Here is a 24,087-nt window from a genome sequence, read left to right as displayed (position 1 = left end):
ACGTGATCGACATCGTGAAGGAGTACCGCGTGGCGCTGCCGGCGTGGATCGACGACGAGGTGACCGACGTGCCCGCCGTCGTCCCCGGCCGCGCGGACCGGATGCGCCTCGTACACCGGCTCGCGGACCGCAACTGGCGGGAGGGCAACGGCGGTCCGTTCGCGGCCCTCGTCGCCGAGCGCGACACCGGCCGTATCGTCTCGGTGGGAGTCAACGTCGTCCTCGCCTCGGGAGTCTCCAGCGCGCACGCCGAGGTGATGGCCCTCGGGCTGGCCCAACGGGCCGTAGGCGGCTGGGACTTGGGTGCCGACGGCCTCCCGTCCCATGAACTCGTCGTCAACTGGCGCCCCTGCGTGCAGTGTTACGGCGCGACCCTGTGGTCCGGGGTGCGCACGCTGGTGGTCGCGGGCGAGGGCCCGGAGCTGGAGGAGATCACCACGTTCGACGAGGGCCCGCTCGGCGCGGACTGGGCCGGGCAGTTCGAGGCGCGCGGCATCGAGGTCGTGGGAGACGTGCTCCGGGACGAGGCGCTGACCGTGTTCCGCAACTACCGCAAGGCGGTGGACGAGACGGACGGCATCGTCGTCTACAACGCCCGTGGAGGTACCGCATGAGCCCGCGCTTCGCGACCGACATCGTCACCTTCTATCACCCGGACTTCTGGGACCTCCCCTCCGCGGACGCCGTGCGCGCGTGGGCACTCGCTCACCCCGAGCGCTTCTGGGCCCGGGTGATGGACGCGCTCGACGAGGCGGGCGTCACGGGCCTCGAACTCACCTTCGCGCCGGGCGACATCGCGTCGGCGCTCCGGGCCTTCGGCAGTGCGCAGGGTTTCCGCCGCGAGCTGGTGACCCGCGGGCTGTCCGTCGTGAGCGCGTTCGTCGCCGGGGAGGACAGCCCCGACTGGCGGGATTCCGGAAACCTGCCCGCGATCGTCGCGGACGCCGAACGCCGTGCGGCCTTCCTCGTCGACCTGGGGGCCGAACTCCTCGTCGCGGGCCTGCCGATGCGCACGACGTTCGGGACCCGGCCGCCCCTGTTCGTCGACGCCCCGTACATGATCCGCATGGCGGACATCGCGCACGCGGTGGGCGAGGCCGTCTCCCGGCAGGGCGTGCGGCTCGCCTTCCACACGGAGTCCAACAGCACCCTCTGGTACGAGCGCGACATCGACCTGTTCATGTCCTTCACCGACCCGCGCTACGTCTGGCTGTGCCCCGACTCCTGCCATATCGCCCTCGGTGGAGGCGATCCGGTGGCCGTGGCCGACCGTCACGCGCGGCGCGTCGCCCTGGCGCACTGGAAGGACGCGGTCGGGCCCATCGACGTGGAGCTCACGATCGACGAGACGGTCTTCGCCCAACAGCAGCCCTACATGGCCGAGTTGGGCTCGGGCATCGTCGACTGGAAGGGCTGGGCCGAGGTGATGTCCCGCACGCCGGGCGCCGACACGGTGCTCATCGAGCTGGACGAGGCGGCCGATCCGGTCGCCGCGCTGCTGGCGGGGCGGGCGGTGGCGTCGTCGGTACTGCCGTGACCGGTGGCCCAACTGCCCCTGCCGGCGCTGCAGATTCGCTCCGGCGTCACGTTGAACGCGTCCGCCACGGAGGTGGGTCTGGTCAACGCGGCCCGCTGGGCGCCGTGTCTGCTCTTCGGGCTGGTGGCCGAGGTGCTGCTCGGCAAGGCCCTACTCCTCGGCGCGGTACCGCTGCTGTACGCACTGGACCGGCTCGGCATCGCCACGGTGTGTGCGTTCGCGTCACCTTCGGGACGCTCTGCCTGTTCTTAGAGGCGGCCAACCGCTCCTACGTGCCGTAGCTCGCCTCCAAGGAACTCCTCAACGCGGGCTACACCCGGGTCGACCGGGGCGCGCGGCGGAGTCTGCTCAGCGAACTGCGTGAGGGCGTGGCCTGGGTCTACCGCCATCGGACCCTGGCGTCCATCGCGCCGACCTCGCACCTGATGCTCCTCTTCGACACCGTCGTCAGCACGGTCTTCGTGGTCTTCGCACTGCGTGAGCTGCGGATCGGGGGCTTCGGGCTGGGTGTGGCGTACGCCTGCGCGGGCGTCGGCGGTGTGCTCGGCGGCGCGTTCTCCGGGCGCGCGGCGCGGCGGTTCGACGTCGCCGCCGTCCTGATCGTCGGCCGTGTCGTCGCCGCCGTCGGCCGGCTGCCGCTGGTCCTCGCCCGGCGTGGACCGTGGGCCCTGGTCTCGGTGTCACCGGCCTTCTTCGTGGTCTCCGGGGCCATCTCGCTGGAGAGCCCCGTGGAGATGGGCTACCGCCAGGCGGTCACGCCCGACCGGCTCCGGGGCCGGATGAACGCCACGATCCGCTCGTTCAACTGGGGAACGGTCGCGATCGGGGCACCGCTGGGCGGACTCCTGGCCGACCGGGTGGACTATCGGTTCGCCCTGTGGGTGGGCCTGTCCTGAGCGGTTCTCCAGGCGCTTCTGCTCGCCGTGTCCCGCACCCGGGAGGCCTGCGGCACCGACGAGATCCAGCCACTGGTGCGCACCTGACCCGAGGGCCCATAACCACCGAAATGCGGCACGCGGGAAGCCGGAGGATGCTGAGAGGGCGAAAACGCACGTCCGAAGGAGGACACCCATGTCGTTCATGGACAAGGTCAAGGGAATGCTGGGCCAGCACTCCGACCAGGCCAAGCAAGGTGTGGACCGGGCGGGAGACATGATCGACGAACGCACCGGCGGCAAGCACGCCAAGCAAGTCGACATGGCGCAGGACAAGGCCAATGACTTCATCGACCGCGAGAAGCCGCAACAGCCCTGACGCCTTCTGTCCCGTATCGCCCTCGATGGGACCGAAGTGCTCCCCGGAAAGCGGAGAGTTAATCGACTGCTGATGTGAAAGGGTTGCGCGGCCGGGCCCTGATCAATACATACTCCCCCCACAGAAAGCCACCACTCTGGGGGGAGTTGGCCCATGCAAGGCACGATCGACGGGTTCCGCTACGGTGCGGTGACCCCGGTGGCGGCCTATCTGATGGCCTGTCTGGGCGGGGCCCTGGGACTGCGCTGTGTGGTGCGGTCCCTGCACAACCGGCAGTCGTGGAAGGCGGGTTGGCTCGCGCTCGGCGCGACGTCGATCGGCAGCGGCATCTGGACGATGCACTTCGTCGCGATGATCGGCTTCCAGGTCGAGGAGACCCGGATCGGCTACGACGCCGGCCTCACGGTGCTGAGTCTGGCCGTGGCGATCGTCGTGGTGGGCGTCGGTGTGTTCGCGGTGGGTTACCGCGGCGCGACCGCCGGCACCCTCTCCGCGGCCGGCGTCATCACCGGCCTCGGGGTCGCCGCCATGCACTACATGGGCATGGCGGCCCTGAAGCTGAACGGTGACATCGAGTACCGGACCAGCACGGTCGTGCTCTCCGTGGTGATCGCGATCGCCGCCGCCACGGCGGCCCTGTGGGCGGCCGTCTCCATCCGGGGTTTCCTGGCCAGCCTGGGCGCCAGCCTGGTGATGGGCGTGGCCGTGTCCGGGATGCACTACACGGGCATGGCCGCCGTGAGCGTCCATCTGCACAGCAGCGGCGGGGCATGGACCGGCGACTCGGCCAACTCGATTCTGCTGCCGATGCTGTTGGGGCCTGCCATCTTCCTGCTGCTGGCCGGGGTCGTCGTGATGTTCGACCCGCTGTTGGTGATGGGCGAGGGCGAATGGGACCGTTCGTTCGCCCGCCACCCGGTCGGACCGAACCCGAACGGCAAGCAGCGCACCCGGCGCCCCGACTCGCTCTTCGACACACCGGACCGCCCGGCGGCCGGCCGTTCGGACCGGCACGAGAGCCCGGCCGCCCCACCGGGCGGCCGCCGACGCCGGAACACCCGCGGAGCCACCCCGGCACCGGGCCGTCAGGCCCCGTACGGCAGCCCCGCCGCCCCACCGCCGGCGGGTCCCCGCAACGCCTACAACACCCCGGCCGACCCCGCACACGGCCGCCCGAACCCGTACGGGACCCCGAAGCGCCCCGGCGAGTGGTGACCACCACTGCGCTGACTACCGGGAGTTGAACCACAAGGGTCGCCGACACGGCTTACGAACTGCTCAGTTGGGCGCGCCCGGCGGCACCCTGGGCAGCGGATCGACGCGTACCGACCCGGCGTCGGCGAGGAACGCCCGGATCAACTCCCCCGCCTCGCGCGCCTGTTCGTCGCCCTCGCAGCGCAGCTCCGTCCCGAGCCGCCGCACGGCGGCGCGCAGTGCCATGCGTACCGGTGCGTGCAGAGCCGGGTCGTCGAGCAGGGTCAGCAGATGGTTCAGGAGGGTCCAGTCCGCCGTGTGCTGCACGGCCACCCCGCCGGGCAGTTCAGCGGCTACCGGGTCGGTGCGGCGCCAGGTGGCGGCGAGGAGCGCGTCGACGAGGTCGGTGACACCGGGCGACGCGGGATCGGCGGCATGCTGCCAGGCCACCCGGTTGAGGCGGGCCGGGTCCAGCAGCTCCTCCGTGACGAGTGCGGTCGCGACCCGTACGGCCTCGAAGGGGTCGAAGATCCGCCCGGCGCCCGTGTCGAGGTACTGATCCGTCCGGCCGTAGCGGATCGCGGGCGGCGTGAGGGTGTCCAACACCGCGCCGGGCAGGGCGAGTCGCTCGGCCCGCAGCAGTTCGGCGAGTCGGCCGAGCGCCGTGTGCTGGGTGGCCGGCTCGACGGGCCGGGCGCCCCGGCCGTCCTCGCCCGCGAGGCCGTACGCGTAGCGCACCCCGCCGACCAGCCGGGCCACGGCGGTCACCTCGTGCCGGTGCAGGAGCTGCAACAGGACGGCCCGTTCCTCCAGTTCGCCGGTCTGCCGGTCGGGGGGCAGCACCCCGCGGGAGAATCCGTCCAGGGCGATACGGCGGACCCGCAGCATGGTCTCCAGCGCCTGGAGGGCGTCCGGTCCGCTCACCCAGGTCACGGCGTCGGCGTGCGCGGCGTCCGGACCCTGGGCGTCGTCGTCGGAGAGGTAGGTCAGGCCCGACTCGGCCGCCTCGCGGCGCAGTTGGGCGAGCGCGGTCTCCTCGGCACCGGCGTCGAACCGGCCGTAGGCGTGCGCGACCAGGAAGTGGTCCCACGGTCCGAGTCCCGTGCCGTACGCGGCGGACAGGTCGAGGTCGCCCTCTTCCGTGACACGGACGCGGGCGTACGGGTAGTCCATGACGGACGGCTCGGGGTGTCCCGTACTGGCGAAGTTGTGCATGAAGCCGAGCGCGTGGCCGATCTCGTGGGCGGCGAGCCGGCGCAGCCGGGCGAGCACCAACTCCTCGACGGCGGCGAGGCGTTCGGCCTCGTCCGGGCGGCCGTAGGGGGCGAGGAGGGCCTCGCCGAGGGCGCGGACCTGTTCGACGCGCTGGGAGCCGAGGCGGACCCGGGCGTGCAGGATCTCGCCGGTGCGCGGGTCGGTCAGTCCCTGGCCGAGGGACCAGCCGCGGCCCGCACGGTGCACCCAGACCACGCCGTTGACGTCGGGGTCGTAGGGGTCGAAGCCGTCATCGCCGGGCTCGACCCGGTAGGCGCCGGGGAGTCCGATCCGGGCGAAGGCCTGCTGCCACCAGTTGCCGCCCTCGACGACCGCCGAGCGGAAGGGTTCGGGGACGGCCGGGTCGATCCGGAAGACGATCGGGGCGCCGCCCGGTTCCGCGCGGAAGCGGGGCTGGAGCTTGACCTGGGTACTGGCCCGGCCGACGAGGCCGTGGTCGGCGTGACCGATGCCGTAGCCGCCCGAGGCGGGGTGGTAGCGCCGTACCGGCAGCGGGGACCCGGGCAGCCGCAGCAGGTTCAACTGCTGGACGACGGTGAGGGCGCGCGGGTCGGCGGCGACGGCCCGCACCGCCTGTCCGCGGCCGGGGCCGCGAAAGGTGAGCAGCGCGGGCAGCCGGACGGCACGCGGTCCGGTGCGGCTGTCGGCGACGAGCGGGAGGCTCGCGGACTCGTCGATCGTGTAGTCGCCCTGCTCGTGTGCGTGCAGATGCTCGGCGACCCGGTCGTGGTCGGCGACGACCAGGCCGGTGGCGTCCACGACCACCGCCCCGTTCTCCTCCCGCAGCACGGGCCCGCTCCACACGACGGACAGCGCGAACGACTCGTCCCCGGCCCGTACGGCGGCCGCGTCACCGGACGCGAGGAAGTGCTTGTTGCGGACGGCGAACAGGACCCGGTCGCCGATCCGACGGAACTCCGCGAGCCGCGCCTTGCCCGCCCTGCCCCGGTCCAGCCACAGCTCGCTGGAGCCGAGCCCCTGGGAGAGCGAGACGGTGAGGAGGAAGGGTTCGTCGAAGTGGCGGATGCCCAACAGCAGCCGGTCCGAACGGAGTTCGGGGTCGGGGATCAGGTCGAGGAAGTCGGCTGCGCCGGGCATGCGGGGGCCTTTCGGTCGAGCATCGTCGAGTTGATGTTGCCAGGCCCCTGCCTCCGGCCCCGCCAGGGCTCGTTGTTACGGTGCACCGGTGTCTGAATCTTCACGCGATACCCCCGAAGGCGCCGGTTGGGGCGCCGCGGAGCGCGGCGCGTACCAGCAGCTCATGCCGACCCACGTCGAGAAGGTCTCCTGGCTCGACCCGAAGACCCTGTGGGCGGCGCGCAACGGGGTGTTGGCGTCCTGGTTCGGGGACCCGACCGGCTCCACCCGCGGCCGTTGGGTCGCGCAGCGCTCGGCGGCCGGGGCACCCGCCGACAAGGTGATCCGTCGGGGCGGTCCGGACACCTTCTCCTTCATGGTCATCGGCGACACCGGCGAGGGCGACGATCCCCAATACGCCGTCGTGCCGGGGTTCCTGAAGGTGAGTCAGGGGACGGACTTCGCCGTCGTCGCGAGCGACGTCATCTATCCCGTGGGCACGGCGGACGACTACGAGACGAAGTTCTTCCGCCCGTACCAGGCCTATCCGGCGCCCATCTACGCGATACCCGGCAACCACGACTGGTACGAGGGCCTCGGCGGTTTCATGCGCGTCTTCTGCGACGACGCGCCCGCCCTGCCGGCACCGAAGGCGCCGCGACCGCTCTCGCGTGCCTGGTGGCGTGCGCTGCTGTGGCACCACCCCAGTCCGACCGACGGCGAACACCTCGACAAGGCACGGGAGTTGCGCTCCTCACCGGACCAACAGGCCGTTCAGCCGGGCCCGTACTGGGCGATCGACGCGGGAGCGGTGCGCATCATCGGCATCGACACAGGGTTGTTGGGCACGATCGACGCCGAACAGGGCGCCTGGCTGCGGGAGGCGGCGAAAGGGCCGACGCCGAAGATCCTCGTCACGGGTTCCCCCCTGTACGTGGACGGCAAGTACGACCCCTGTGCCATCGAGGGCGGCGGTACGGTCGACGACATCGTGCGCGATCCGGACCACCACTTCGTGGCGGCGATCGGCGGCGACATCCACAACTACCAGCGCTATCCGGTGCGGTTGGACGACGGGCGCACGCTCCAGTACGTGGTCTCGGGCGGTGGCGGCGCGTTCATGCACGCCACCCACACCGTCCCGCGCGTCGACATCGGCAACGTCACCGAGCGGGACTTCCGCTGCTATCCGCTGCGCGGCGACTCCCTGGCCTTCTACAGCCGGCTCTACGGACGCCGTCTGCACCTGCGCCGCTTCTTCACCCTCACCGAGGCCGAGGCGTCGGCCGTGATCTGCGAGCGCCTCGGCATCCCGCCGACCCGCACCCCGGGCCCGCCGGTGCGCGTCACCCGCCGGATCCGGCTGGTCGCGAGTCTGCTGGGCGCGGGCGGCCGTCCTGACCGCACCTCGCGCTTCCGGCTCCCGGTACGCAAGATCTACACGCAACTCTTCTCGCCCAGCTCGGTGACGTACAGCCCGCCGTTCTTCAAATGCTTCCTGCGGCTGGACGTCACCCCGGAGGCGGTCCGGCTGCGCTGTTTCGCGGCCACCGGCAACCATCCGCAGGAGATCGACCCGCCGGTCGAGGACGAGATCACCATCCCGCTGCGCTGATCACACGCCCGCAATGTTCACCTGTCACAATCGGGACAGAACAGAACTGACGTACGACCGCCGGAGGAGCCCGTGCCGCCCACCTCACGCCCGTTGCGGAAGCTGGGCTTCCTGACGATCGGCCTGTTCGACGAGGCCGATCCGCGCCGGGGCCACGAGTCGACGCTGGAGATCATCGAACTGGGCGAGCGCCTCGGCTTCGACAGCGCGTGGCTGCGCCACCGCCATCTCCAGTACGGCATCTCCTCCCCCGTCGCCGTCATGGCGGCGGCCTCGCAGCGCACCAGCCGGATCGAACTCGGCACGGCGGTGATCCCGCTCGGCTGGGAGAACCCGCTGCGGCTGGCGGAGGACCTGGCGACCGTCGACATCCTGTCCGGGGGCCGGATCAACCCGGGCGTGAGCGTCGGCCCGCCGATGCACTACGACCAGCTCAAGGACGCGCTGTACCCCGACACGGCCGAGGCCGAGGACTTCAGCTATGAGCGGGTGCGGCGGCTGCTGGACTTCGTGCGCGGCAAGCCGGCCACCGACTTCAGCGGCGTCGAGGGCTTCGAGGCCACGCGGCGGCAGCCGCAAATCGAATACAGCTCCGACCGGGTGCAGCCGCACTCCCCCGGTCTGGGCCGTCGCCTCTGGTACGGCGGCGGCAGCGCGGGCTCGGCGAAGTGGGCGGGCGAGCACGGGATGAACTTCCTGACGAGCAGTGTCGTCAAGGCCGAAGGGCCGGACGAGTCAAGGGACTTCGCGGAGATCCAGCTCTCCCACATCCGCACGTTCCGGGCCCATCACCCCGACGGTGACGCCGCCCGGGTCTCGCAGGGGCTGGTGGTCATCCCGACCGACTCCGCGTCGCCCGAACAGCGGGCGAAGTACGAGGAGTTCGCCCGCAGGCGCACTCCCCGTACGACGTCACCGCAGGGCCCGGCCCGGTTGATGTTCGCGCCGGACATCGTCGGCACCTCGGAGGAGATCGCCGAACTCCTGGGCGCGCACGCCGCGTTCAGGGAGATCGACGAGGTGGCGTTCGCGCTGCCGTTCACCTTCGGGCACGAGGACTACGTGCAGATCCTCACGGACATGGCGACGAAGCTGGGACCGGCGCTCGGCTGGAAGCCCGCCGCCTGACCCCGGTGTCACCAGCGGCCGGGCTCGGTACCGACGATCGGCTCCGAGGGCTTGCCGTCGACGCCGACCGGTATGTCTCCGGTGAGCATCACGCGGTGCATGGTCCTCGGGAAGCCGAGGTGCGCGTTGTCGCTGGGGGCGAGGTGGATGGTGGCCCGGTTGTCCCAGAAGGCCACACTGCCCGGCTCCCAGCGGAACCGGACCGTGTACTCGGGCCGGGTCGCCTGCGCGAGCAGCATGTCCAGGATCGCGGCGCTCTCCGCGCGGGAGATGTCGGTGATCTGCTCCAGGTAGTAGCCGTTGACGAACAGCACCCGCTCCCCCGTCTCGGGGTGCACCCGGACCAGCGGGTGCAGCGAGGCGACCTGGTGGTCCAGGAGGTGGCGGACGTACGCGTCGTCGCCGGGGCGCGGCTGGTAGCCGACGCCGAGCCGGTGCTCGGCCCGCAGTCCGTCCACGAACTCCCTTACCGGCTGCGAGAGTCCGGCGTACGCGGCGGCCAGATTGGACCAGGTGGTGTCGCCGCCGTACGGCGGGACGGTCTCGGCGCGCAGGATCGTCGCGGCGGGCGGGTCGACGCGGGCGCCGTGGTCGCAGTGCCAGCCGCGCAGGAGTGTGTGCCGGCGCCGCTCCAGCCACTCCTCGTGCTCCATGCCGAACCTTCCGCCCAACTCCAGCCGGTCGGCGGTGGTTTCGACCTCCGGGAAGCCCGCCGGTGAGGCGCTGCCGCGCCGCCCGAGCACGACGGGTTCCCCGAACCGTCGCGCGAACGCCACATGCCCGGTGTGGTCGAGCCGTTGGTCCCGGAAGAACACGACCTTCCAGCGCAGCACCGCCGCGCGGATCGCGGCGACCACGGCGTCGTCGAGGTCGCCGGCCAGGTCGACACCGGTGATCTCGGCCCCGATGTGCCCGGCGGCGGGCCTGACCTCCATGCCGTCCACCCGCACCGCCCCGTCCGTCGTACCGCTGTCCGTCGTCATGCGCGCTCCGTCGTCGTACCTGCTCGGTCGGTCGTCCCTTCCGGGTCGTACCCAGGTCGTACCGGTTCCAAGGAAGATCGTGACAGCGATCACCGCGCGGGGCGACAGGGCATCCGGGCCGTACTCGGTTCAGCGCCGTACGGCACGCGCCGGCCTGGGGACGGTCCGGCGGTGGGCGGGGCCACCGGGCGCGTACCACCCGGCCTTCTTCCGGACCGGCGGCGACGGGTCCTCGTCGTGGGCACGGGTGAGCGCCGCGAGGGCGTCCGGGCGCCTGCGCACCCACGGGCCGACGAGTTCTCCGGCCATGGCCCGCACCCGCGGATCCGGGTCCCGCTCCGGGAGCCGGATCGCCCGGGGCAGCAGCGCGAGGCGGCCCGGGAAGCAGGCCTGGCGTCGACGAGTACGGGTGCGGGGGTGTCGCTCGCTGGCATCAGGGTTCCTCCCCTCCGTCCGACGAGTCCACGCCCCGAACTCGGCCGCCACAAAGCCTTTTCCGCACGGCCGGACGGCCCTGCCTCGCGGGCCGTGGCTCCGGCCGCCCATACTGGGTGTACCGCACAGTCAAGGGAAGGTCCGACCGTGATCAGCATCCCGACGCACACGCTCAACGACGGAACGAAGATCCCCGCCATCGGCCTGGGCACCTGGCCGATGGACGACGCGACGGCCGAGGAGGCCGTCGACGGCGCGTTGCGCATGGGCTATCGCCTGGTGGACACGGCGACGAACTACCGCAACGAGACCGGCGTCGGCCGTGGCATCGCCCGCAGCGGCGTACCGCGCGCGGAGATCCTCGTGACGACGAAGCTGCCGGGCCGCCACCACGGTTACGAGGAGACCCTTGCCTCCTTCGAGGAGTCCCGAGTGCGGCTCGGCGTGGAGTACGTGGACCTGTATCTGATCCACTGGCCGCTGCCCCGGGTCGGCAAGTTCGTCGATTCCTGGAAGGCGATGATCAAACTCCGCGAGGAGGGTCTCATCCGGTCGATCGGCGTCTCCAACTTCACTCCGGAACACATCGAACGGCTGGAGAAGGAGACCGGCGTCCTGCCGTCCGTGAACCAGATCGAACTGCACCCACTGTTCCCGCAGGACGAACTGCGCGCCTTCGATGCCGAGAAGGGCGTTCTCACCGAGAGTTGGAGCCCTCTCGGGCGCGGTTCCGAGCTGCTGAACGACCCCACTGTCGTGACGGTCGCGGAAGCCTTCGGTGTGACGCCCGGCCAGGTGGTGCTCCGCTGGCACACACAGCTGGGCGCCATCCCGATCCCCAAGTCGGCGGACCCGGACCGGCAGCGCGCGAACCTCGACATCTTCGGCTTCGAGCTCGGCCCCGCCCAACTGGCGGCCCTCTCCGACCACACGCCGCAGCGCCTCGGCGGAGACCCGGAGACGCACGAGGAATTCTGAGCGGCCCGGGAGTGGAAGTTGCGTGTTTCCGCCCCCAACTCGCCTTCCCTGCCTCTATGTTCACGGCGGACGTTCAAGATCTCACCGGAAGGCTCTCGTATGCGCACCGCGTTCCGCACCGCCGTGACCGGGTCGGTGGCCGCCGCCGCTCTCCTGGTCGGCACCGCCGCCCAGGCGACACCGGCAGGGCCCGGAGTCACCGCCCGACTGATCAGCCAGACCACCATCGGCGACACCGACTACACCCTGCGCGAGATCACCATTCCGCCCGGCCAGGCGACCGGCTGGCACTACCACGACGGCCCGCTGTACGGCTACGTCAAGCAGGGCACGCTCAGCCACTTCGACTCCGGTTGCGCCTCCGACGGCGTGTACCGGGCGGGCAGCCCCATCCAGGAACCGGCCGGTTCGGGCAACGTGCACATCGGCCGCAATCTGGGGAACGTCCCCCTCGTCCTGGACGTGCTGTACGTCCTGCCGCACGGATCGCCGTTCTCGGAGGACGCGCCGAACCCCGGCTGCCCCTTCGAGTAGGTCCTCGGGTCAGCCCGGCGGCAGCGGCTGTTCGGCCCAGATGGTCTTGCCGCTGCCGGTCTGCCGGCTGCCCCAGCGCTGGGTGAGCTGCGCGACGAGGAGGAGTCCGCGTCCGCCCTCGTCGTAGGCGTGGGCGCGGCGCAGATGCGGTGAGGTGGAACTGCCGTCGGAGACCTCGCAGATGAGGGCGCGGTCGCGGATCAGCCGTAGCTGGATGGGGGGCTCGCCGTACCGGATGGCGTTGGTGACGAGTTCGCTGACGACGAGTTCGGTGACGAAGGACTCCTCGTCCAGTCCCCAGGCGGTGAGTTGCTCGGTGGCGGCCTGCCGGGCGCCGGCCACGTGGGCGGGGTCCGGCTCGATGTCCCAGGTGGCGACCCGGTCGGCGCCCAGGGCGCGGGTGCGCGCGAGCAGCAGGGCCACGTCGTCGCTGGGCTCCTCCGGCATCACGGCCTTCAGCACCGAGTCGCACAGGGCGTCCAGCGATTCGGCGGACGCGGTGAGCGCGTGGCACAGTTCGGCGGTCGCGTGGTCGACGTCGCGGTCGCGGTCCTCGATCAGGCCGTCCGTGTACAGGGCGACGACGGCCCCTTCGGGCAGCTCCAACTCCACTGCCTCGAAAGGCAGTCCGCCGACGCCGAGCGGTGGTCCCGCGGCCATCGGGACGAGGCTCGCGGTCCCGTCGGGCAGCACGACGGCCGGTGGTGGATGTCCGGCGGCGGCCATGGTGAGGCGGCGCGAGACCGGGTCGTAGACGGCGTAGAGACAGGTGGCGCCGAGTTCCGCGACCTCGTCGCCGGTGTCGTCCGTCGCGAGGTGGGTGACCAAGTCGTCGAGGTGGGTGAGGAGTTCGTCGGGCGGCAGGTCCACGTCGGCGAGGGTGCGGACGGCGGTACAGAGTCGGCCCATGGTCGCCGAGGACGCGATGCCGTGTCCGACGACGTCGCCGACGACCAGGGCGACCCGGCTGCCGGAGAGCGGGATCACGTCGAACCAGTCGCCGCCGATGCCCGCGAGGGACCCGGAGGGCAGATAGCGGTGGGCCACCTCGACCGCCGCCTGCCCGGGCAAGTCCCTGGGCAGCAGGCTGTGTTGGAGGGCGAGTGCGGTGGAGCGCTCGCGGGCGAAGCGGCGCGCGTTGTCGATGCAGACGGCGGCTCGACTGGCCAACTCCTCGGCCAGTACGGCGTCGTCGGCGGCATAGTCGTCCGGGTGGGCCATCCGGACGGCCACCGCGACGCCGAGTGTGGTGCCGCGCGCCCGCAACGGCACCGCGATCATCGAGTGGACTCCCTCGCGATGTGAACGGCCTTCAGGAGAGCGCGCGTTGCGGTCCTCGACCCACCGTACGAAGTCGGGTTCGCCGGCCTGGCTGCGTACCGCCCGTCCCTCGCGCAGGGCTCGCACGGGTGGCGAGGAGGGTGGGTGGATGTCCGCCTGTCCCAAGTGCACGGCGGCGCCCGGGGTGCCCTCTTCGACGGAGCCGTGGGCGACCCGCCGCAGCACGATCTCGTCGTCCAGGTCCGGTGGAGGTTCTTTCGCGCCGAGCACCCATGGCAGCAGGTCCACGCTGGCGAAGTCGGCGTAGCGCGGCACGAGGATCTCCACCAGTTCCTCGGCGGTGCGGACCACGTCGAGGGTGGTGCCGATGCCGGCCGCCGCCTCGTTCAGCAGGGCCAGCCGTTGTCGGGCGAGGTACTGCTCGGTGCTGTCGAACGCCGCGAGGGCGACCCCGGTCAGCTCACCGGCGGCGTCCTTGACGGGCCACATCTCGATGCTCCAGGCGTGCTCGCGATTGAGGGCCGGCGCGCCCGCCCAGCTGTTGTAGCGGACCGGTCTGCCCGTCTCGGCGACCTGGCGCAGGTTCCTCAGGAAGCTCCGGCTGTGGTCGGCGTCCTCGACGCTCTCCGGGAAGAACCGGCCGATCAGGACGTCCTCGGGCACGCCCATCACCCGGCAGGCGACGTCGTTGAGGCGGAGGTAGCGCTGCTCGGTGTCGAAGACGGAGAGCGACATCGACGCCTGCTGGAAGGCCTGCTCCGCCAGCGTGGGCGCGGCGGGGGGTTCGGCGGTGATGACGTATCCGTCGGGTGCGCCGTCCGTGCCCAGCAGCGGGCAGGCCCGCACGGTCAGCGGGAGCGGGGTTCCGTCCCGATGCCGGAGGACCAGTGTGCCCGTCAGAGCGGTCATGGACGTGGTCGGTGGGGGCTCGGCGAGCAGTGCCCCCACCGACCGGCCCACGGCCTCCTCGGCCGGGTATCCCGTCAGTGTCCGGGCACCCTCGCTCCACCCCGTCACGATGCCTCGGGCATTGATGACCGCCGTGGCGGAGGCCTGCTCCATATCGTCCAGGATGGTCCCTTTACCGCGTGGCATCAACCGCGATAGGGCATTTGCGACCCCTGGGTCAGGTCCGGTGGGCGCGGAGCGCGGCGAGGGCGCGGTCGGCGTGGGTGTTCATCCGCAGTTCGCTGGAGACGACCTCCAGGATCGTACGGTCCTCTCCGATGACGAAGGTGGCCCGCTTGGTGGGCGCGAGCGAGAATCCGCGTTTCACCCCGAACCGCTCACGGATCGTCCCGTCGGTGTCCGAGAGGAGCGGCATGCCGAGAGTGTGCTTCCCGGCGAACTCCTGCTGCTTGTCGACCGTGTCACCGCTGATGCCGACGGGCCGCGCGCCGACCGCCGCGAACTCGGCGGCCAGATCGCGGAAGTGGCAGGCCTCGGCGGTGCAGCCGGCGGACAGGGCGGCCGGGTAGAAGAACAGCACCACCGGTCCCTCGGCGAGCAGTTCCGTGAGGCTGCGCTCGGCACCGGTCTCGTCCGGCAGCGTGAAGTCCTCGACCTTGTCACCGACGTCCAGGCGACCGCTCATGACTGTCCCTCCCCATTCTTCGCGACACTACGGGCCCACAGTACGAGGGGCACCTGCAAGGGCAGTCGCCCGAGGGCCGCCGCCTTCTGTGGGGTGGGGCGGTCCCGCCAGTCCAGCGCCATCTGCACGTTGGCGGGGAACACCCCCACGAAGAAGCCCGCCGCGGCGAGCGCGGCCGTGCGCCGGGTGCGCGGTGCCGCGATCCCCGCGGCCAGCGCCAGCTCGACGACACCGCTCGCGTACGTCCAGGTGCGGGGCTTCCCCGGCAGGACGCTCGGGATCGTCGCGTCGAACTGTCTCGGCGAGGCGAGGTGGGCGACCCCCGCGGTCGCCAACAGACCGGCGAGCAGCAGCGACGAGCGTTCGGACCGTGGCACGGTTCCTCCTCTGATGGCCTGCCGCGCGATATTACTCGACGGTAGGCCTTTATCGGTCCCCTACTGCTTCGGTCTGACCTTTGATATGTTTCGCATCCGGAACCGGAGAAGGGTCCCGTGCATGGACTTCGAACTGACCGAGGACCAGGAAACGATCCGCAAGTCCGTCGCCGGACTGCTGCGCGACTTCGACGACCAGTACTGGATGGCGAAGGACCAGGCGCACGAGTTCCCGACGGAGTTCTACGACACCGTCGCGGCCGGCGGCTGGCTCGGCATCACGATCCCGGAGGCGTACGGCGGCCACGGCCTCGGCATCACCGAGGCCAGCCTGCTCCTCGAAGAGGTGGCACGGTCGGGCGGCGGCATGAACGCGGCCAGCGCGATCCACCTCTCCATCTTCGGCATGCATCCGGTGGTGGTGCACGGCTCCGAGGAGCTGAAGCGCCGCACGCTCCCCCGCATCGCGAGCGGCGACCTGCACGTCTGTTTCGGCGTCACCGAACCGGGCGCCGGACTCGACACCGCGAGCATCACGACGTACGCGCGACGGGACGGCGACCACTACGTCGCCAACGGCCGCAAGGTGTGGATCTCCAAGGCGATGGAGTCGGAGAAGATCCTTCTCCTGACCCGCACCAGCAAGGCGGACGAGGTCTCCAAGAAGACCGACGGGATGACCCTCTTCCTGACGGACATCGACCGCGACCGGATCGACGTCCGCCCGATCCCGAAGATGGGCCGCAACGCCGTCACCTCGAACGAACTCTTCATCGACGACCTGCGCATCCCCGTCGAGGACCGCGTCGGCGAGGAGGGCCAGGGCTTCCGCTATCTCCTCGACGGCCTCAACCCGGAGCGCATGCTGATCGCGGCGGAGGCCCTCGGCATCGGCCGGGCCTCGCTCGACAAGGCGGTGCGGTACGCCAAGGAGCGGGTCGTCTTCGGCCGCCCGATCGGCATGAACCAGGGCATCCAGTTCCCGCTCGCGGACTCCCTGGCCCACCTCGACGCCGCCGAACTCGTGCTGCGCAAAGCGACATGGCTGTACGACAACGGGAGGCCCTGCGGGCGGGAGGCGAACACCGCCAAGTACCTGTGCGCCGACGCCGGGTTCACGGCCGCCGACCGGGCCCTGCAGACCCACGGAGGCATGGGCTACGCCGAGGAGTACGGCGTGTCGCGCTACTTCCGTGAGGCCCGCCTCATGCGGATCGCGCCGATCAGTCAGGAAATGATCCTGAACTACCTGGGATCACACACGCTGGGACTCCCGAGGAGCTACTGAATGACCGACAGCGCAGGGCTGTTCGACCTCACGGGCCGGTCGGCACTGGTCACCGGCGCCGGGGGCGGTATCGGTTCCGCGGTCGCCGAGGCCCTGGCGCGCGCGGGTGCCGCGGTGCTGGTGACCGACGTCGACGCGTCGGCCGCCGCGGCCGTCGCCGAGAAGATCAACGCTGCGGGTCTGACGGCGGACAGCGCCGCGCTCGACGTACGGGACCGGCCCGCCGCCGACGCGGCCGTGGCGCGCGCGGCGGCACTCACCGACGGAACGCTGCACATCCTCGTCAACAACGCCGGGGTCATCGCCCCGGCCATGTTCGACAAGCTGGAGGAGGAGGCGTTCCGGCGGGTCCTCGACATCCATGTGATGGGCACCTTCCACTGCTCGCAGGCCGCGCTGCCTCTCCTGCCGGACGACGGCACGGGGCGGATCATCAACGTCACCTCGTCAGCGGGCCTGGTCGGCACGCTCGGGCAGGTCAACTACTCGGCCGCGAAGGCCGGGATCATCGGGCTGACGAAGTCGCTGGCCCGCGAACTGGCGCGGCGGCGGGTGCTGGTCAACGCGCTCGCCCCGCTGGCCGCCACGCCCATGACGGAGACCATCCGCACCGACGAGAAGTTCGCGGCCCGGATGCTGGCCCGGATCCCGCTGGGCCGGTGGGCCGAGCCGGCGGAGATCGCGGGCAGTTTCGTGTTCCTCGCCTCGGACGCGGCCTCCTTCATCACCGGGCAGGTGCTGCCGGTGGACGGCGGCATGGTGATGTGACGGGCGGCGCGGTGACAAGCCGGGTGACGGCGACGCGGCGATATGACAGGCGGCGCGCGTGCTGTGTTGAATGGTTCAGCCAAAGAGGCCGAAGAGCGCGGCTTTCGACGAGAGGCCTGAACCTGTGCAGAGCGCCGAGCACCCTTCCCGCACCGTCCGGGGGCGCGCCGCGGCCGGTGGACCCCGGCCGCGTTTCGACACGCTCACCGTCCCGAAGGCCTCGGACGTGCTGGCGGCGGAGGTGCGCGAGCGCATCCTCTCCGGGGAGTTCACGGAGGGCATGGCGCTGCCGCCGGAACGGCAGTTGGTGGAGCAGACGGGGCTGAGCCGGGCGACGGTGCGCGAGGCGCTGCGCGTCCTGGAGGTCGAACGGCTGCTGGAGATCAGGCCGGGGCGCGGGGGCGGCGCCTTCGTGCACCGGCCGGGCCGCGAATCGCTCGCCAACACCGTGCGGTTGGTGATCCGGGGGCAGCGGATCCGGCTGGAGGACCTGCACGAGACCCGGGAGGCGATCGAGCCCGCGTGCGCGGCACTGGCGGCCAGGCGCCGGACGGACGCCGACCTCGCGGAGCTGGACGACGCCCACACGGACCTCGTCGGGGCGGGCGAGGACATCCAGGGCTTCCTTCGGGCCAACATCCGCTGGCACAACGCCGTGGCGAGGGCCGGCGAGAACGAGCTTCTCATCGGGTTCATGAGCGCTCTCTCGCAGTCGATCCACGCGGCCACCAACATCGAGCAGTTCATGGACGCGGACATCCGCGAGCTCACCGCCCGTGCGCACGCCCGGATCACCGAGGCCATCCGGGACCGCGACAGCGAGGCGGCGACCCGCCGCATGACCCGCCACGTGTGCGGCTTCGCCCGCGCCGCCGCCGAGGTGGACCACCGGGACGGCGTGAAGCTCACCGATTCCGAGAACCGACACGACCACATGTGAGAATGTGATTCTCTTCTTCGTGCAACACCATTGACAGTATCGGTCTGACCTTTAATACCATCGCGGTATGAGCAAGGTGAGTCCCGTGCTGACCGTGGCCGCCGACGGAGACGTCCGCATCGTCACCCTGAACCGCCCCGACCGGCTGAACGGCGTGTCCGAGGAACTGCACCGACGTCTGTCGGAGGTGTGGCGCGAGCTCGCGGACGACGCCTTGGCCCGGGCCGTCGTCCTCACGGGCGCGGGCCGGGCGTTCAGCGCGGGCGGCGACTTCGACCATCTCCTACGGCACCACACCGACCCGGAGCTCCGGGAGCGGTCGATCCGTCTGGACCGCACCATCCAGACCGAGATGATCCGCTTCCCGCTGCCCGTGATCGCCGCCGTCAACGGCCCGGCGGTGGGCCTGGGTTGCAGCCTCGCCCTCGCCTGCGACCTGGTGCTGATCGCCGAGGACGCCTACTTCGCGGACCCGCACATCTCGGTCGGCCTGGTGGCCGGCGACGGCGGGGTCACCCTGTGGCCGATGCTCACCAGCCTGCTGCGCGTGAAGGAGTTCCTCTTCACCGGGGACCGTATCCCCGCCTCCAAGGCGGTCGAACTCGGCCTCGCCAACCGCACGGTGGCCGCCGACGACCTGATGCGCGAGGCGCTCACCCTGGCCCACCGGCTCGCGGCACAGCCCGCCGAGGCCCTCCGCGCCACCAAGCTGGCCCTCGCCGCGGTCGTCGAGCAGGTGTCACGCGGCGGGATGGAAGCCGCGCTGATGGCCGAACGGGCCACGATGACCAGCCCGGACCACATCCGCATCATCACCGAACTCGCGTCCCGCGCCGAACGGCGCGCCAACCCCGCTGAGGAGCGCTGAGCGTGGACCGCGAGGAGTTCGTCCTGGTCCGCGACATGGTGCGCTCACTCGCCACCCGGTTCGGCGTGACCTCGGCCGACGAGGCGAAACCGTCGACCCGTACCACCGCCCAACAGGCCCTGGACGAACTTGGTTTGGCAGATCTACGGCGTATCTCTCCCCCGGCGGCGACCGCACAGGAGTGCGCGCTGCTCGCGGAGGAACACGGCCGCCGCCCGCTCACGACCTCCCTCCTCGGCACCGTCCTGCTGGCTCCCGAACTGCTCCGACTCCTGGGTGCCGAGCACGACACCGGCACGACCCCGACCATCGCGCTCACCCGCGAACTCCGCTTCCCCGGGCAGGCGTTGACAGATCTCGTCGCCTGGGACTGCGAGGGCGCCGACAGCGCGCTCGGCGTCACCGCCGAAGGGACGGTCGGCCGCGTCAAGTTGGGCCCGGCGGCACCGAGCACGGACCTCGTACGCTCGGTGCGTTCGGTGCCGTCGGACGCGCCCGTCGAGGTCCTCGGCCGTCTCTCCTCACCCGACCGACTCCGCTGGCAGGGCTACGCACTTGTCGTCGTGACCGCCGAACTCGTCGGCGCGGCGGGCTCGTTCGTGGAACAGGCGGTCGCATACGCCCGTGTCCGCCGCCAGTACGGACAGCCGATCGGCTCCTTCCAGGCCGTGCAGCATCTCCTGGCGGACGCGACGGTCCTGGTGGAGGCGTCCACGAGCGTCACGCGCTACGCGGCCTGGTGTCTCGACAACGAACCCCCCGAGCGGGCCCTGGCGGCGGCACGGGTCGCCAAGGCGGAGGTCAACTCCTCGGCGCTGGAAGCGGTGTACGCCGGGATGCAGGTCTTCGGCGGCATCGCGCAGACGTGGGAGCACACCGCGCACCTGTATCTGCGCAAGGTGCGCCTGGGCTCGACGCTGCTCGCCACGACGGCCGACCTGCTGCCCGCGCTGGCCGTACCGGAGGTGACGCGATGACCGACAGCCCGCTGGACTTCGGCGATCCGGCCGATCTCGACCGGCTGCGGCGGGAGTTCCGTGCGTGGCTGGCCGAACACCCGCTCCCGGAGCGGCAGTCGGGCGAACCGGTACCGGTCTTCCTGCGCCGCTGGCACCGGCTGCTGCACTCGGGCGGCTGGGTCGGCCTCGACGTCCCGGAGGTCTACGGCGGCCGGGGCCTGACCGCACTGCACCAGGTGGCGATCAGCGACGAACTGGGTGCCTGCCGGGCCCCGGGCGTCCCCCGGATCGGCTATCTCGCCCACGCGCTGCTGGAGTTCGGCTCGGAGGAGCAGCGACTGCGGTTCCTGCCAAGGATGTTGGCCGGTGACGAGGTGTGGTGCCAGGGCTTCAGCGAGCCGGGTGCCGGTTCGGACCTGGCGGGGATGAGCACCTTCGCCGAGCGGCACGACGACCACTACACGGTGCGCGGGCAGAAGCTCTGGACGAGCTACGCCCAGTACTCCGGCCTGTGTCTGCTGCTGGCCCGCACCGACCGCGCGGCACCGGCCCACAAGTCGATCTCGGCGTTCGTCCTGCCCCTGGACCGGCCGGGCGTGACGGTACGACCGCTGCGCGCTGCCAACGGCGACGACGAGTTCTGTGAGCTGTTCCTGGACGACGTCCGCGTCGAGGAGTCCGAACGCGTCGGCGCCGAGGGCGTCGGCTGGGCGCTGGCGATGACGACGGTGTCGTACGAGCGCAACGCCCTCGACACCGGGCACATCTCGAAGTACGGGCTGCTCGTCGAACGGCTGCGGCGGCACGCCGCCGAGCGGCGATCCAGCCTGCCCGACGGGCTGTTGTCCCGGATCGGCCGGTGTGTCGTGGACTACGAGGTCCTGGTGGCGCACGCCCGCCGCCGCACCGCCGAGCGTCTCGCGGGACAGGTCGCGGGCCCGGAGTCGTCCGTGGACAAACTGCTGATGACGAGGACCGAACAGCGGCTCTACGACACGGCACTTGAGGTGTTCCCTCACGAACTCGCCGGTGAGGGTGGCGAGTTGTTCGGCGACTACCTCTACTCCCGTGCGGCCTCCGTCTACGGCGGCACCTCCCAGATCCAGCGGAACATCATCGCCAAGCGGATCCTGCATCTGCCCTCGAACGGTTAGCCCTGGAGCCAACTGATGCGCTACGACGACGAATTCCTGAGCATCCCCCACGTCATCAGGCTGGCGGCCCATCGCTTCGGGGACGCCACGGCGCTCATCGACGGCGACCGCCGCTGGACGTTCCGGGAGCTGGCGGAGCAGTTGGTCGACTCGGTCCGCGCCACCATCGCGCTCGGTATCGAGCCGGGGGACCGGGTCGGTCTGTGCGCCCCCAACTCGGCGGAGTGGATCTTCGCCGCGCTGGGCATCCACGGCGCAGGGGGCGTCCTGGTTCCGCTCAACACACGCTTCAAGGCGCAGGAGATCTCCTACATCCTGCGGAAGTCGGAGGCGGCGGCCGTGTTCGCTTCCCCCTTCCTCGGCAACGACTACATCGGCGAACTGCGCAAGGCCGACCCGGGGCTGCCGGCCCTGCGGAAGACGGTGTCCGTCCTCGGCCCGCAGGGGAGCGCCGAACTGGCCTGGAACGACTTTCTCCGCGCCGGAGAGGGCGTTTCGCCTTCCGTCGCCCATGAGTCGATCGACCGGCTCACGCCGGAGGACGTGTCCGACGTGATGTTCACGTCCGGCACGACCGGCCACCCGAAGGGCGTGATGCTCACCCACGGCCAGTCCCTGCGCGCGTACGGGTGGATGGCCGAGGAGTACACGTTCCGGCCCTCCGACACCTTCCTGGTGATCCCGCCCTTCTTCCACTGCTTCGGATACAAGGCGGGATGGCTGGCCTCGCTCATGCACGGCGTGACCGTCATTCCCATGCCCGTCTTCGACGCCGGCCGGGCACTGGACCTCATCGCGCGAGAGGGGGTGAGCATCCTCCTCGGGCCGCCGACGATCTTCCACGACCTGGTCAACCACCCGGACCGTGGCGCGCACGACCTGTCGTCGCTGCGGGTCTCCATGACGGGCGGCACGACGATTCCGGAATCGCTGATCCGCGCCATGAAGACGGAGCTGTCGTTCGACATCGTGATGAGCGCCTACGGCCTGACCGAGTCGACGGCGCTGGTGACCACGACGCGCGTCGGGGACTCCGAGGAGACCGTCGCTCACACCACCGGAAGCGCCATTCCCGGTGTCCAGGTCCGGATCGTCGCCGCCGACGGCCTCGACGTCCCGATCGGCCTCGACGGCGAGATCCTCGTCCGCGGCTTCAACGTCACCCGCGGCTACTGGGACGACCCCGACGCCACCGCCGCGACCATCGACGCCGAGGGCTGGCTGCACACCGGGGACATCGGGCGGCTCGACGACGACGGCAACCTCGCCATCGTCGACCGTAAGAAGGAGCTGTACATCGTCGGCGGCTTCAACGCCTATCCGGCCGAGATAGAGAAGCTGCTTCTCGGCTGCGAGAGCGTCCAGCAGGTCGCCGTGATCGGGGTTCCCGACGAACGGCTCGGCGAGGTCGGCTGCGCCTTCGTCGTAGCACCACCGGAGCAGACACCGACCGAGGCCGAGGTCATCGCCTGGTCCCGCGAGCACATGGCGAACTTCAAGGTCCCCCGGCACGTCCGCTTCGTCGACCGACTCCCGCGCAACGCGAGCCAGAAGGTGCTGAAGGACGAACTCCGCGCACGGTTCACGGCCACGATCCACGACGACGCGTTCTGAGATGGCGCCCTCCGAGATGACGACAACTACCGGGCCGCTGGCCGGAATCACCGTGGTGGCGTTGGAGCAGGCGATCTCCGCTCCCATGTGCACCCGCACGCTCGGCGACTTCGGCGCCCGCGTGATCAAGGTGGAGAACCCCCAGGGGGGCGACTTCGCCCGCCACTACGACGACGTCGTCAAAGGACTCGGCGCACACTTCGTCTGGGTCAACCGGGGCAAGGAGTCGGTGGCCCTGAACCTCAAGACACCGGGCGGCATGGGCGTCCTGCACCGCCTGCTGGAACACGCCGACGTCCTCGTCTCCAACCTCACACCGGGCACCACGGCCAAACTCGCCCTCTCCCCCGCCGACTTGAAGACCCGTCACCCCGACCTCGTCGCCGTCGAGATCGACGGCTACGGCCCCGGTGGCCCCCTCTCCCACAAGCGCGCCTACGACCTCCTCGTACAGGCCGAGTCGGGCGCCTGCTCGGTGACGGGCCACCCCGGAGCACCGGCGAAACCGGGACCGCCGATGGCCGACGTGTGCAGCGGCCTGTACGCCGCCCTGTCCGTCGTCGCGCTGCTGTGCGGCAGGGAGCGCGGAGTCGGGCCCGACGCCTCGTCCGTCGCGGTGAGCCTCTTCGACACGATGACGGAGCTGATGGGCTACCCGCTCACCTACACCCGCCACTCCGGCATCGACCAACAGCCCCTCGGCCTGAGCTCCCCCGCCGTCGCACCGTACGGCGCCCACCGCACCGCCGACGGCCACACCGTCATCCTCGGCACGACGAACGACCGCGAATGGCAGCGCCTGGCAAGGGAGTTGATCGGCCGGCCCGACCTCGCGGACGATCCGCGCTTCCGGAGCAACGCAGGCCGGGTGGAGCACCGGGCCTTGCTGGAGCCGGAGATCAGCGCCTGGTGCGCACGCCACGACCTCGCCTACGTACAGGATCACGCGGACGCGGCCGGGATCGGCAACTCCCGCTACAACACGACCAGCGACGTCATCGCCCACCCCCATCTCCAGGCCCGCGACCGGTGGCGCGAGATCGACACGCCGTCCGGTCCGGTCCCGGCGCTGCTGCCGCCCCCGGTCATCGCCGGGTACGACCCGCCGATGGGCGCGATTCCCGCTCTCGGCCAGCACACGGACGCCGTACTGGCCGAACTCGGCCTGGCGGACGAGGAGATCGCGGTTCTCCGGGCGCAGGGGGCGGTGCGATGAGTGACCATTCGCCTTCTC

General features: G+C 71.0%; 22 protein-coding genes and 1 pseudogene. 17 read left to right on the top strand and 6 right to left on the bottom strand.

Going from position 1 to position 24,087, the window contains the following annotated elements; all coding sequences use genetic code 11:
• Nucleotides 1-2 precede the first annotated feature (2 nt).
• The 5 genes and pseudogenes from ACIRRY_RS24020 to ACIRRY_RS24000 all read left to right on the top strand — a co-directional run bounded on the left by ACIRRY_RS24020 (nucleotide 3) and on the right by ACIRRY_RS24000 (nucleotide 4,006).
• On the top strand, nucleotides 3-614 hold the full coding sequence (locus ACIRRY_RS24020) for a nucleoside deaminase (RefSeq protein WP_403976153.1): 612 nt from the start codon (nucleotides 3-5) through the stop codon (nucleotides 612-614).
• Nucleotides 611-1,537 carry a sugar phosphate isomerase/epimerase family protein gene (locus ACIRRY_RS24015; RefSeq protein ID WP_403976151.1) on the top strand — a complete coding sequence of 309 codons (927 nt, stop codon included), beginning with the start codon at nucleotides 611-613 and terminating at the stop codon, nucleotides 1,535-1,537. The genes ACIRRY_RS24020 and ACIRRY_RS24015 overlap by 4 nt, the downstream gene beginning before the upstream one ends.
• 24 nt (nucleotides 1,538-1,561) lie before the next feature.
• A pseudogene (locus ACIRRY_RS24010) lies at nucleotides 1,562-2,520 on the top strand (MFS transporter); the annotation flags it as partial.
• Between the two features lie 88 nt (nucleotides 2,521-2,608).
• On the top strand, nucleotides 2,609-2,791 hold the full coding sequence (locus ACIRRY_RS24005) for an antitoxin (RefSeq protein WP_403976148.1): 183 nt from the start codon (nucleotides 2,609-2,611) through the stop codon (nucleotides 2,789-2,791).
• 153 nt (nucleotides 2,792-2,944) lie between these two features.
• Nucleotides 2,945-4,006: an MHYT domain-containing protein gene (locus tag ACIRRY_RS24000; RefSeq protein WP_403976146.1), complete on the top strand. Its 1,062-nt coding sequence runs from the start codon at nucleotides 2,945-2,947 to the stop codon at nucleotides 4,004-4,006.
• Nucleotides 4,007-4,069: 63 nt separating this feature from the next.
• Here ACIRRY_RS24000 and ACIRRY_RS23995 read toward each other — a convergent pair whose 3' ends face one another.
• Nucleotides 4,070-6,358: a zinc-dependent metalloprotease gene (locus ACIRRY_RS23995; protein ID WP_403976144.1), complete on the bottom strand. Its 2,289-nt coding sequence runs from the start codon at nucleotides 6,356-6,358 to the stop codon at nucleotides 4,070-4,072.
• An 88-nt stretch (nucleotides 6,359-6,446) separates the two neighbouring features.
• On the opposite strand from ACIRRY_RS23995, the gene ACIRRY_RS23990 reads away from it, so the two are divergent.
• A complete protein-coding gene (locus ACIRRY_RS23990; protein WP_403976142.1) occupies nucleotides 6,447-7,952 on the top strand; it encodes a metallophosphoesterase family protein in 1,506 nt (501 codons plus the stop codon).
• A gap of 72 nt (nucleotides 7,953-8,024) precedes the next feature.
• Nucleotides 8,025-9,080 (top strand): LLM class flavin-dependent oxidoreductase, encoded by a 1,056-nt coding sequence (locus ACIRRY_RS23985; RefSeq protein ID WP_403976140.1) that lies wholly within the window; start codon nucleotides 8,025-8,027, stop codon nucleotides 9,078-9,080.
• Nucleotides 9,081-9,088: 8 nt separating this feature from the next.
• Here ACIRRY_RS23985 and ACIRRY_RS23980 read toward each other — a convergent pair whose 3' ends face one another.
• Nucleotides 9,089-10,063: a TauD/TfdA dioxygenase family protein gene (locus tag ACIRRY_RS23980; RefSeq protein ID WP_403976138.1), complete on the bottom strand. Its 975-nt coding sequence runs from the start codon at nucleotides 10,061-10,063 to the stop codon at nucleotides 9,089-9,091.
• A 129-nt stretch (nucleotides 10,064-10,192) separates the two neighbouring features.
• Complete coding sequence (locus tag ACIRRY_RS23975; protein WP_403976136.1) at nucleotides 10,193-10,372, bottom strand: hypothetical protein; 180 nt, start codon at nucleotides 10,370-10,372, stop codon at nucleotides 10,193-10,195.
• 273 nt (nucleotides 10,373-10,645) lie between these two features.
• Here ACIRRY_RS23975 and ACIRRY_RS23970 point away from each other — a divergent pair, with 273 nt between their 5' ends.
• Nucleotides 10,646-11,476 (top strand): aldo/keto reductase, encoded by an 831-nt coding sequence (locus ACIRRY_RS23970; RefSeq protein ID WP_403976134.1) that lies wholly within the window; start codon nucleotides 10,646-10,648, stop codon nucleotides 11,474-11,476.
• A gap of 99 nt (nucleotides 11,477-11,575) precedes the next feature.
• Nucleotides 11,576-12,010 (top strand): cupin domain-containing protein, encoded by a 435-nt coding sequence (locus tag ACIRRY_RS23965; protein WP_403976132.1) that lies wholly within the window; start codon nucleotides 11,576-11,578, stop codon nucleotides 12,008-12,010.
• A gap of 9 nt (nucleotides 12,011-12,019) precedes the next feature.
• Here the strand turns inward: ACIRRY_RS23965 and ACIRRY_RS23960 are convergent, their stop codons facing one another.
• From ACIRRY_RS23960 to ACIRRY_RS23950, 3 genes are all read right to left on the bottom strand, one after another.
• Complete coding sequence (locus tag ACIRRY_RS23960) at nucleotides 12,020-14,353, bottom strand: SpoIIE family protein phosphatase (RefSeq protein ID WP_403976130.1); 2,334 nt, start codon at nucleotides 14,351-14,353, stop codon at nucleotides 12,020-12,022.
• Between the two features lie 64 nt (nucleotides 14,354-14,417).
• Complete coding sequence (locus tag ACIRRY_RS23955; protein WP_403976127.1) at nucleotides 14,418-14,885, bottom strand: peroxiredoxin; 468 nt, start codon at nucleotides 14,883-14,885, stop codon at nucleotides 14,418-14,420.
• Nucleotides 14,882-15,262: a DoxX family protein gene (locus tag ACIRRY_RS23950; protein WP_403976125.1), complete on the bottom strand. Its 381-nt coding sequence runs from the start codon at nucleotides 15,260-15,262 to the stop codon at nucleotides 14,882-14,884. The genes ACIRRY_RS23955 and ACIRRY_RS23950 overlap by 4 nt, the downstream gene beginning before the upstream one ends.
• A gap of 121 nt (nucleotides 15,263-15,383) precedes the next feature.
• Between ACIRRY_RS23950 and ACIRRY_RS23945 the strand changes: the two genes are divergently transcribed.
• From ACIRRY_RS23945 to ACIRRY_RS23910, 8 genes are all read left to right on the top strand, one after another.
• The gene (locus tag ACIRRY_RS23945) at nucleotides 15,384-16,550 is read left to right on the top strand and encodes an acyl-CoA dehydrogenase family protein (protein ID WP_403976123.1); all 1,167 of its coding nucleotides are present in this window, start codon (nucleotides 15,384-15,386) and stop codon (nucleotides 16,548-16,550) included.
• Entirely contained in the window at nucleotides 16,551-17,318 is a 768-nt protein-coding gene (locus ACIRRY_RS23940; RefSeq protein WP_403976120.1) for an SDR family NAD(P)-dependent oxidoreductase, read from the top strand.
• A 124-nt stretch (nucleotides 17,319-17,442) separates the two neighbouring features.
• Nucleotides 17,443-18,258, top strand: coding sequence for a FadR/GntR family transcriptional regulator (locus ACIRRY_RS23935; RefSeq protein ID WP_403976118.1), 816 nt, complete (start codon nucleotides 17,443-17,445; stop codon nucleotides 18,256-18,258).
• Nucleotides 18,259-18,325: 67 nt separating this feature from the next.
• Nucleotides 18,326-19,126, top strand: a complete 801-nt coding sequence (locus ACIRRY_RS23930; RefSeq protein ID WP_403976115.1) for an enoyl-CoA hydratase/isomerase family protein — start codon at nucleotides 18,326-18,328, stop codon at nucleotides 19,124-19,126.
• Between the two features lie 2 nt (nucleotides 19,127-19,128).
• Nucleotides 19,129-20,103, top strand: a complete 975-nt coding sequence (locus tag ACIRRY_RS23925; protein WP_403976112.1) for an acyl-CoA dehydrogenase family protein — start codon at nucleotides 19,129-19,131, stop codon at nucleotides 20,101-20,103.
• Entirely contained in the window at nucleotides 20,100-21,239 is a 1,140-nt protein-coding gene (locus ACIRRY_RS23920) for an acyl-CoA dehydrogenase family protein (protein WP_403976109.1), read from the top strand. Before ACIRRY_RS23925 ends, ACIRRY_RS23920 begins: the two co-directional genes overlap by 4 nt.
• A 15-nt stretch (nucleotides 21,240-21,254) precedes the next feature.
• Nucleotides 21,255-22,853, top strand: a complete 1,599-nt coding sequence (locus ACIRRY_RS23915; RefSeq protein ID WP_403976106.1) for a FadD3 family acyl-CoA ligase — start codon at nucleotides 21,255-21,257, stop codon at nucleotides 22,851-22,853.
• A 16-nt stretch (nucleotides 22,854-22,869) separates the two neighbouring features.
• Nucleotides 22,870-24,069, top strand: a complete 1,200-nt coding sequence (locus ACIRRY_RS23910; RefSeq protein WP_403976103.1) for a CaiB/BaiF CoA transferase family protein — start codon at nucleotides 22,870-22,872, stop codon at nucleotides 24,067-24,069.
• Nucleotides 24,070-24,087 lie beyond the last annotated feature (18 nt).

This window comes from Streptomyces sp. NPDC101776, from assembly GCF_044766845.1.
Taxonomy (GTDB): Bacteria; Actinomycetota; Actinomycetes; order Streptomycetales; family Streptomycetaceae; genus Streptomyces.
This window is presented reverse-complemented; position numbering and strand designations above follow the sequence as displayed.

Bases quoted from the DNA above. Each gene is read 5' to 3' on its own strand.
- ACIRRY_RS24015 (WP_403976151.1), top strand. From the start codon at position 611: ATGAGCCCGCGCTTCGCGACCGACATCGTCACCTTCTATCACCCGGAC.
- ACIRRY_RS24005 (WP_403976148.1), top strand. From the start codon at position 2,609: ATGTCGTTCATGGACAAGGTCAAGGGAATGCTGGGCCAGCACTCCGAC.
- ACIRRY_RS24000 (WP_403976146.1), top strand. From the start codon at position 2,945: ATGCAAGGCACGATCGACGGGTTCCGCTACGGTGCGGTGACCCCGGTG.
- ACIRRY_RS23995 (WP_403976144.1), bottom strand. From the start codon at position 6,358: ATGCCCGGCGCAGCCGACTTCCTCGACCTGATCCCCGACCCCGAACTC.
- ACIRRY_RS23980 (WP_403976138.1), bottom strand. From the start codon at position 10,063: ATGACGACGGACAGCGGTACGACGGACGGGGCGGTGCGGGTGGACGGC.
- ACIRRY_RS23975 (WP_403976136.1), bottom strand. From the start codon at position 10,372: ATGGCCGGAGAACTCGTCGGCCCGTGGGTGCGCAGGCGCCCGGACGCC.
- ACIRRY_RS23965 (WP_403976132.1), top strand. From the start codon at position 11,576: ATGCGCACCGCGTTCCGCACCGCCGTGACCGGGTCGGTGGCCGCCGCC.
- ACIRRY_RS23960 (WP_403976130.1), bottom strand. From the start codon at position 14,353: ATGGAGCAGGCCTCCGCCACGGCGGTCATCAATGCCCGAGGCATCGTG.
- ACIRRY_RS23955 (WP_403976127.1), bottom strand. From the start codon at position 14,885: ATGAGCGGTCGCCTGGACGTCGGTGACAAGGTCGAGGACTTCACGCTG.
- ACIRRY_RS23945 (WP_403976123.1), top strand. From the start codon at position 15,384: ATGGACTTCGAACTGACCGAGGACCAGGAAACGATCCGCAAGTCCGTC.
- ACIRRY_RS23940 (WP_403976120.1), top strand. From the start codon at position 16,551: ATGACCGACAGCGCAGGGCTGTTCGACCTCACGGGCCGGTCGGCACTG.
- ACIRRY_RS23930 (WP_403976115.1), top strand. From the start codon at position 18,326: ATGAGCAAGGTGAGTCCCGTGCTGACCGTGGCCGCCGACGGAGACGTC.
- ACIRRY_RS23920 (WP_403976109.1), top strand. From the start codon at position 20,100: ATGACCGACAGCCCGCTGGACTTCGGCGATCCGGCCGATCTCGACCGG.
- ACIRRY_RS23915 (WP_403976106.1), top strand. From the start codon at position 21,255: ATGCGCTACGACGACGAATTCCTGAGCATCCCCCACGTCATCAGGCTG.
- ACIRRY_RS23910 (WP_403976103.1), top strand. From the start codon at position 22,870: ATGACGACAACTACCGGGCCGCTGGCCGGAATCACCGTGGTGGCGTTG.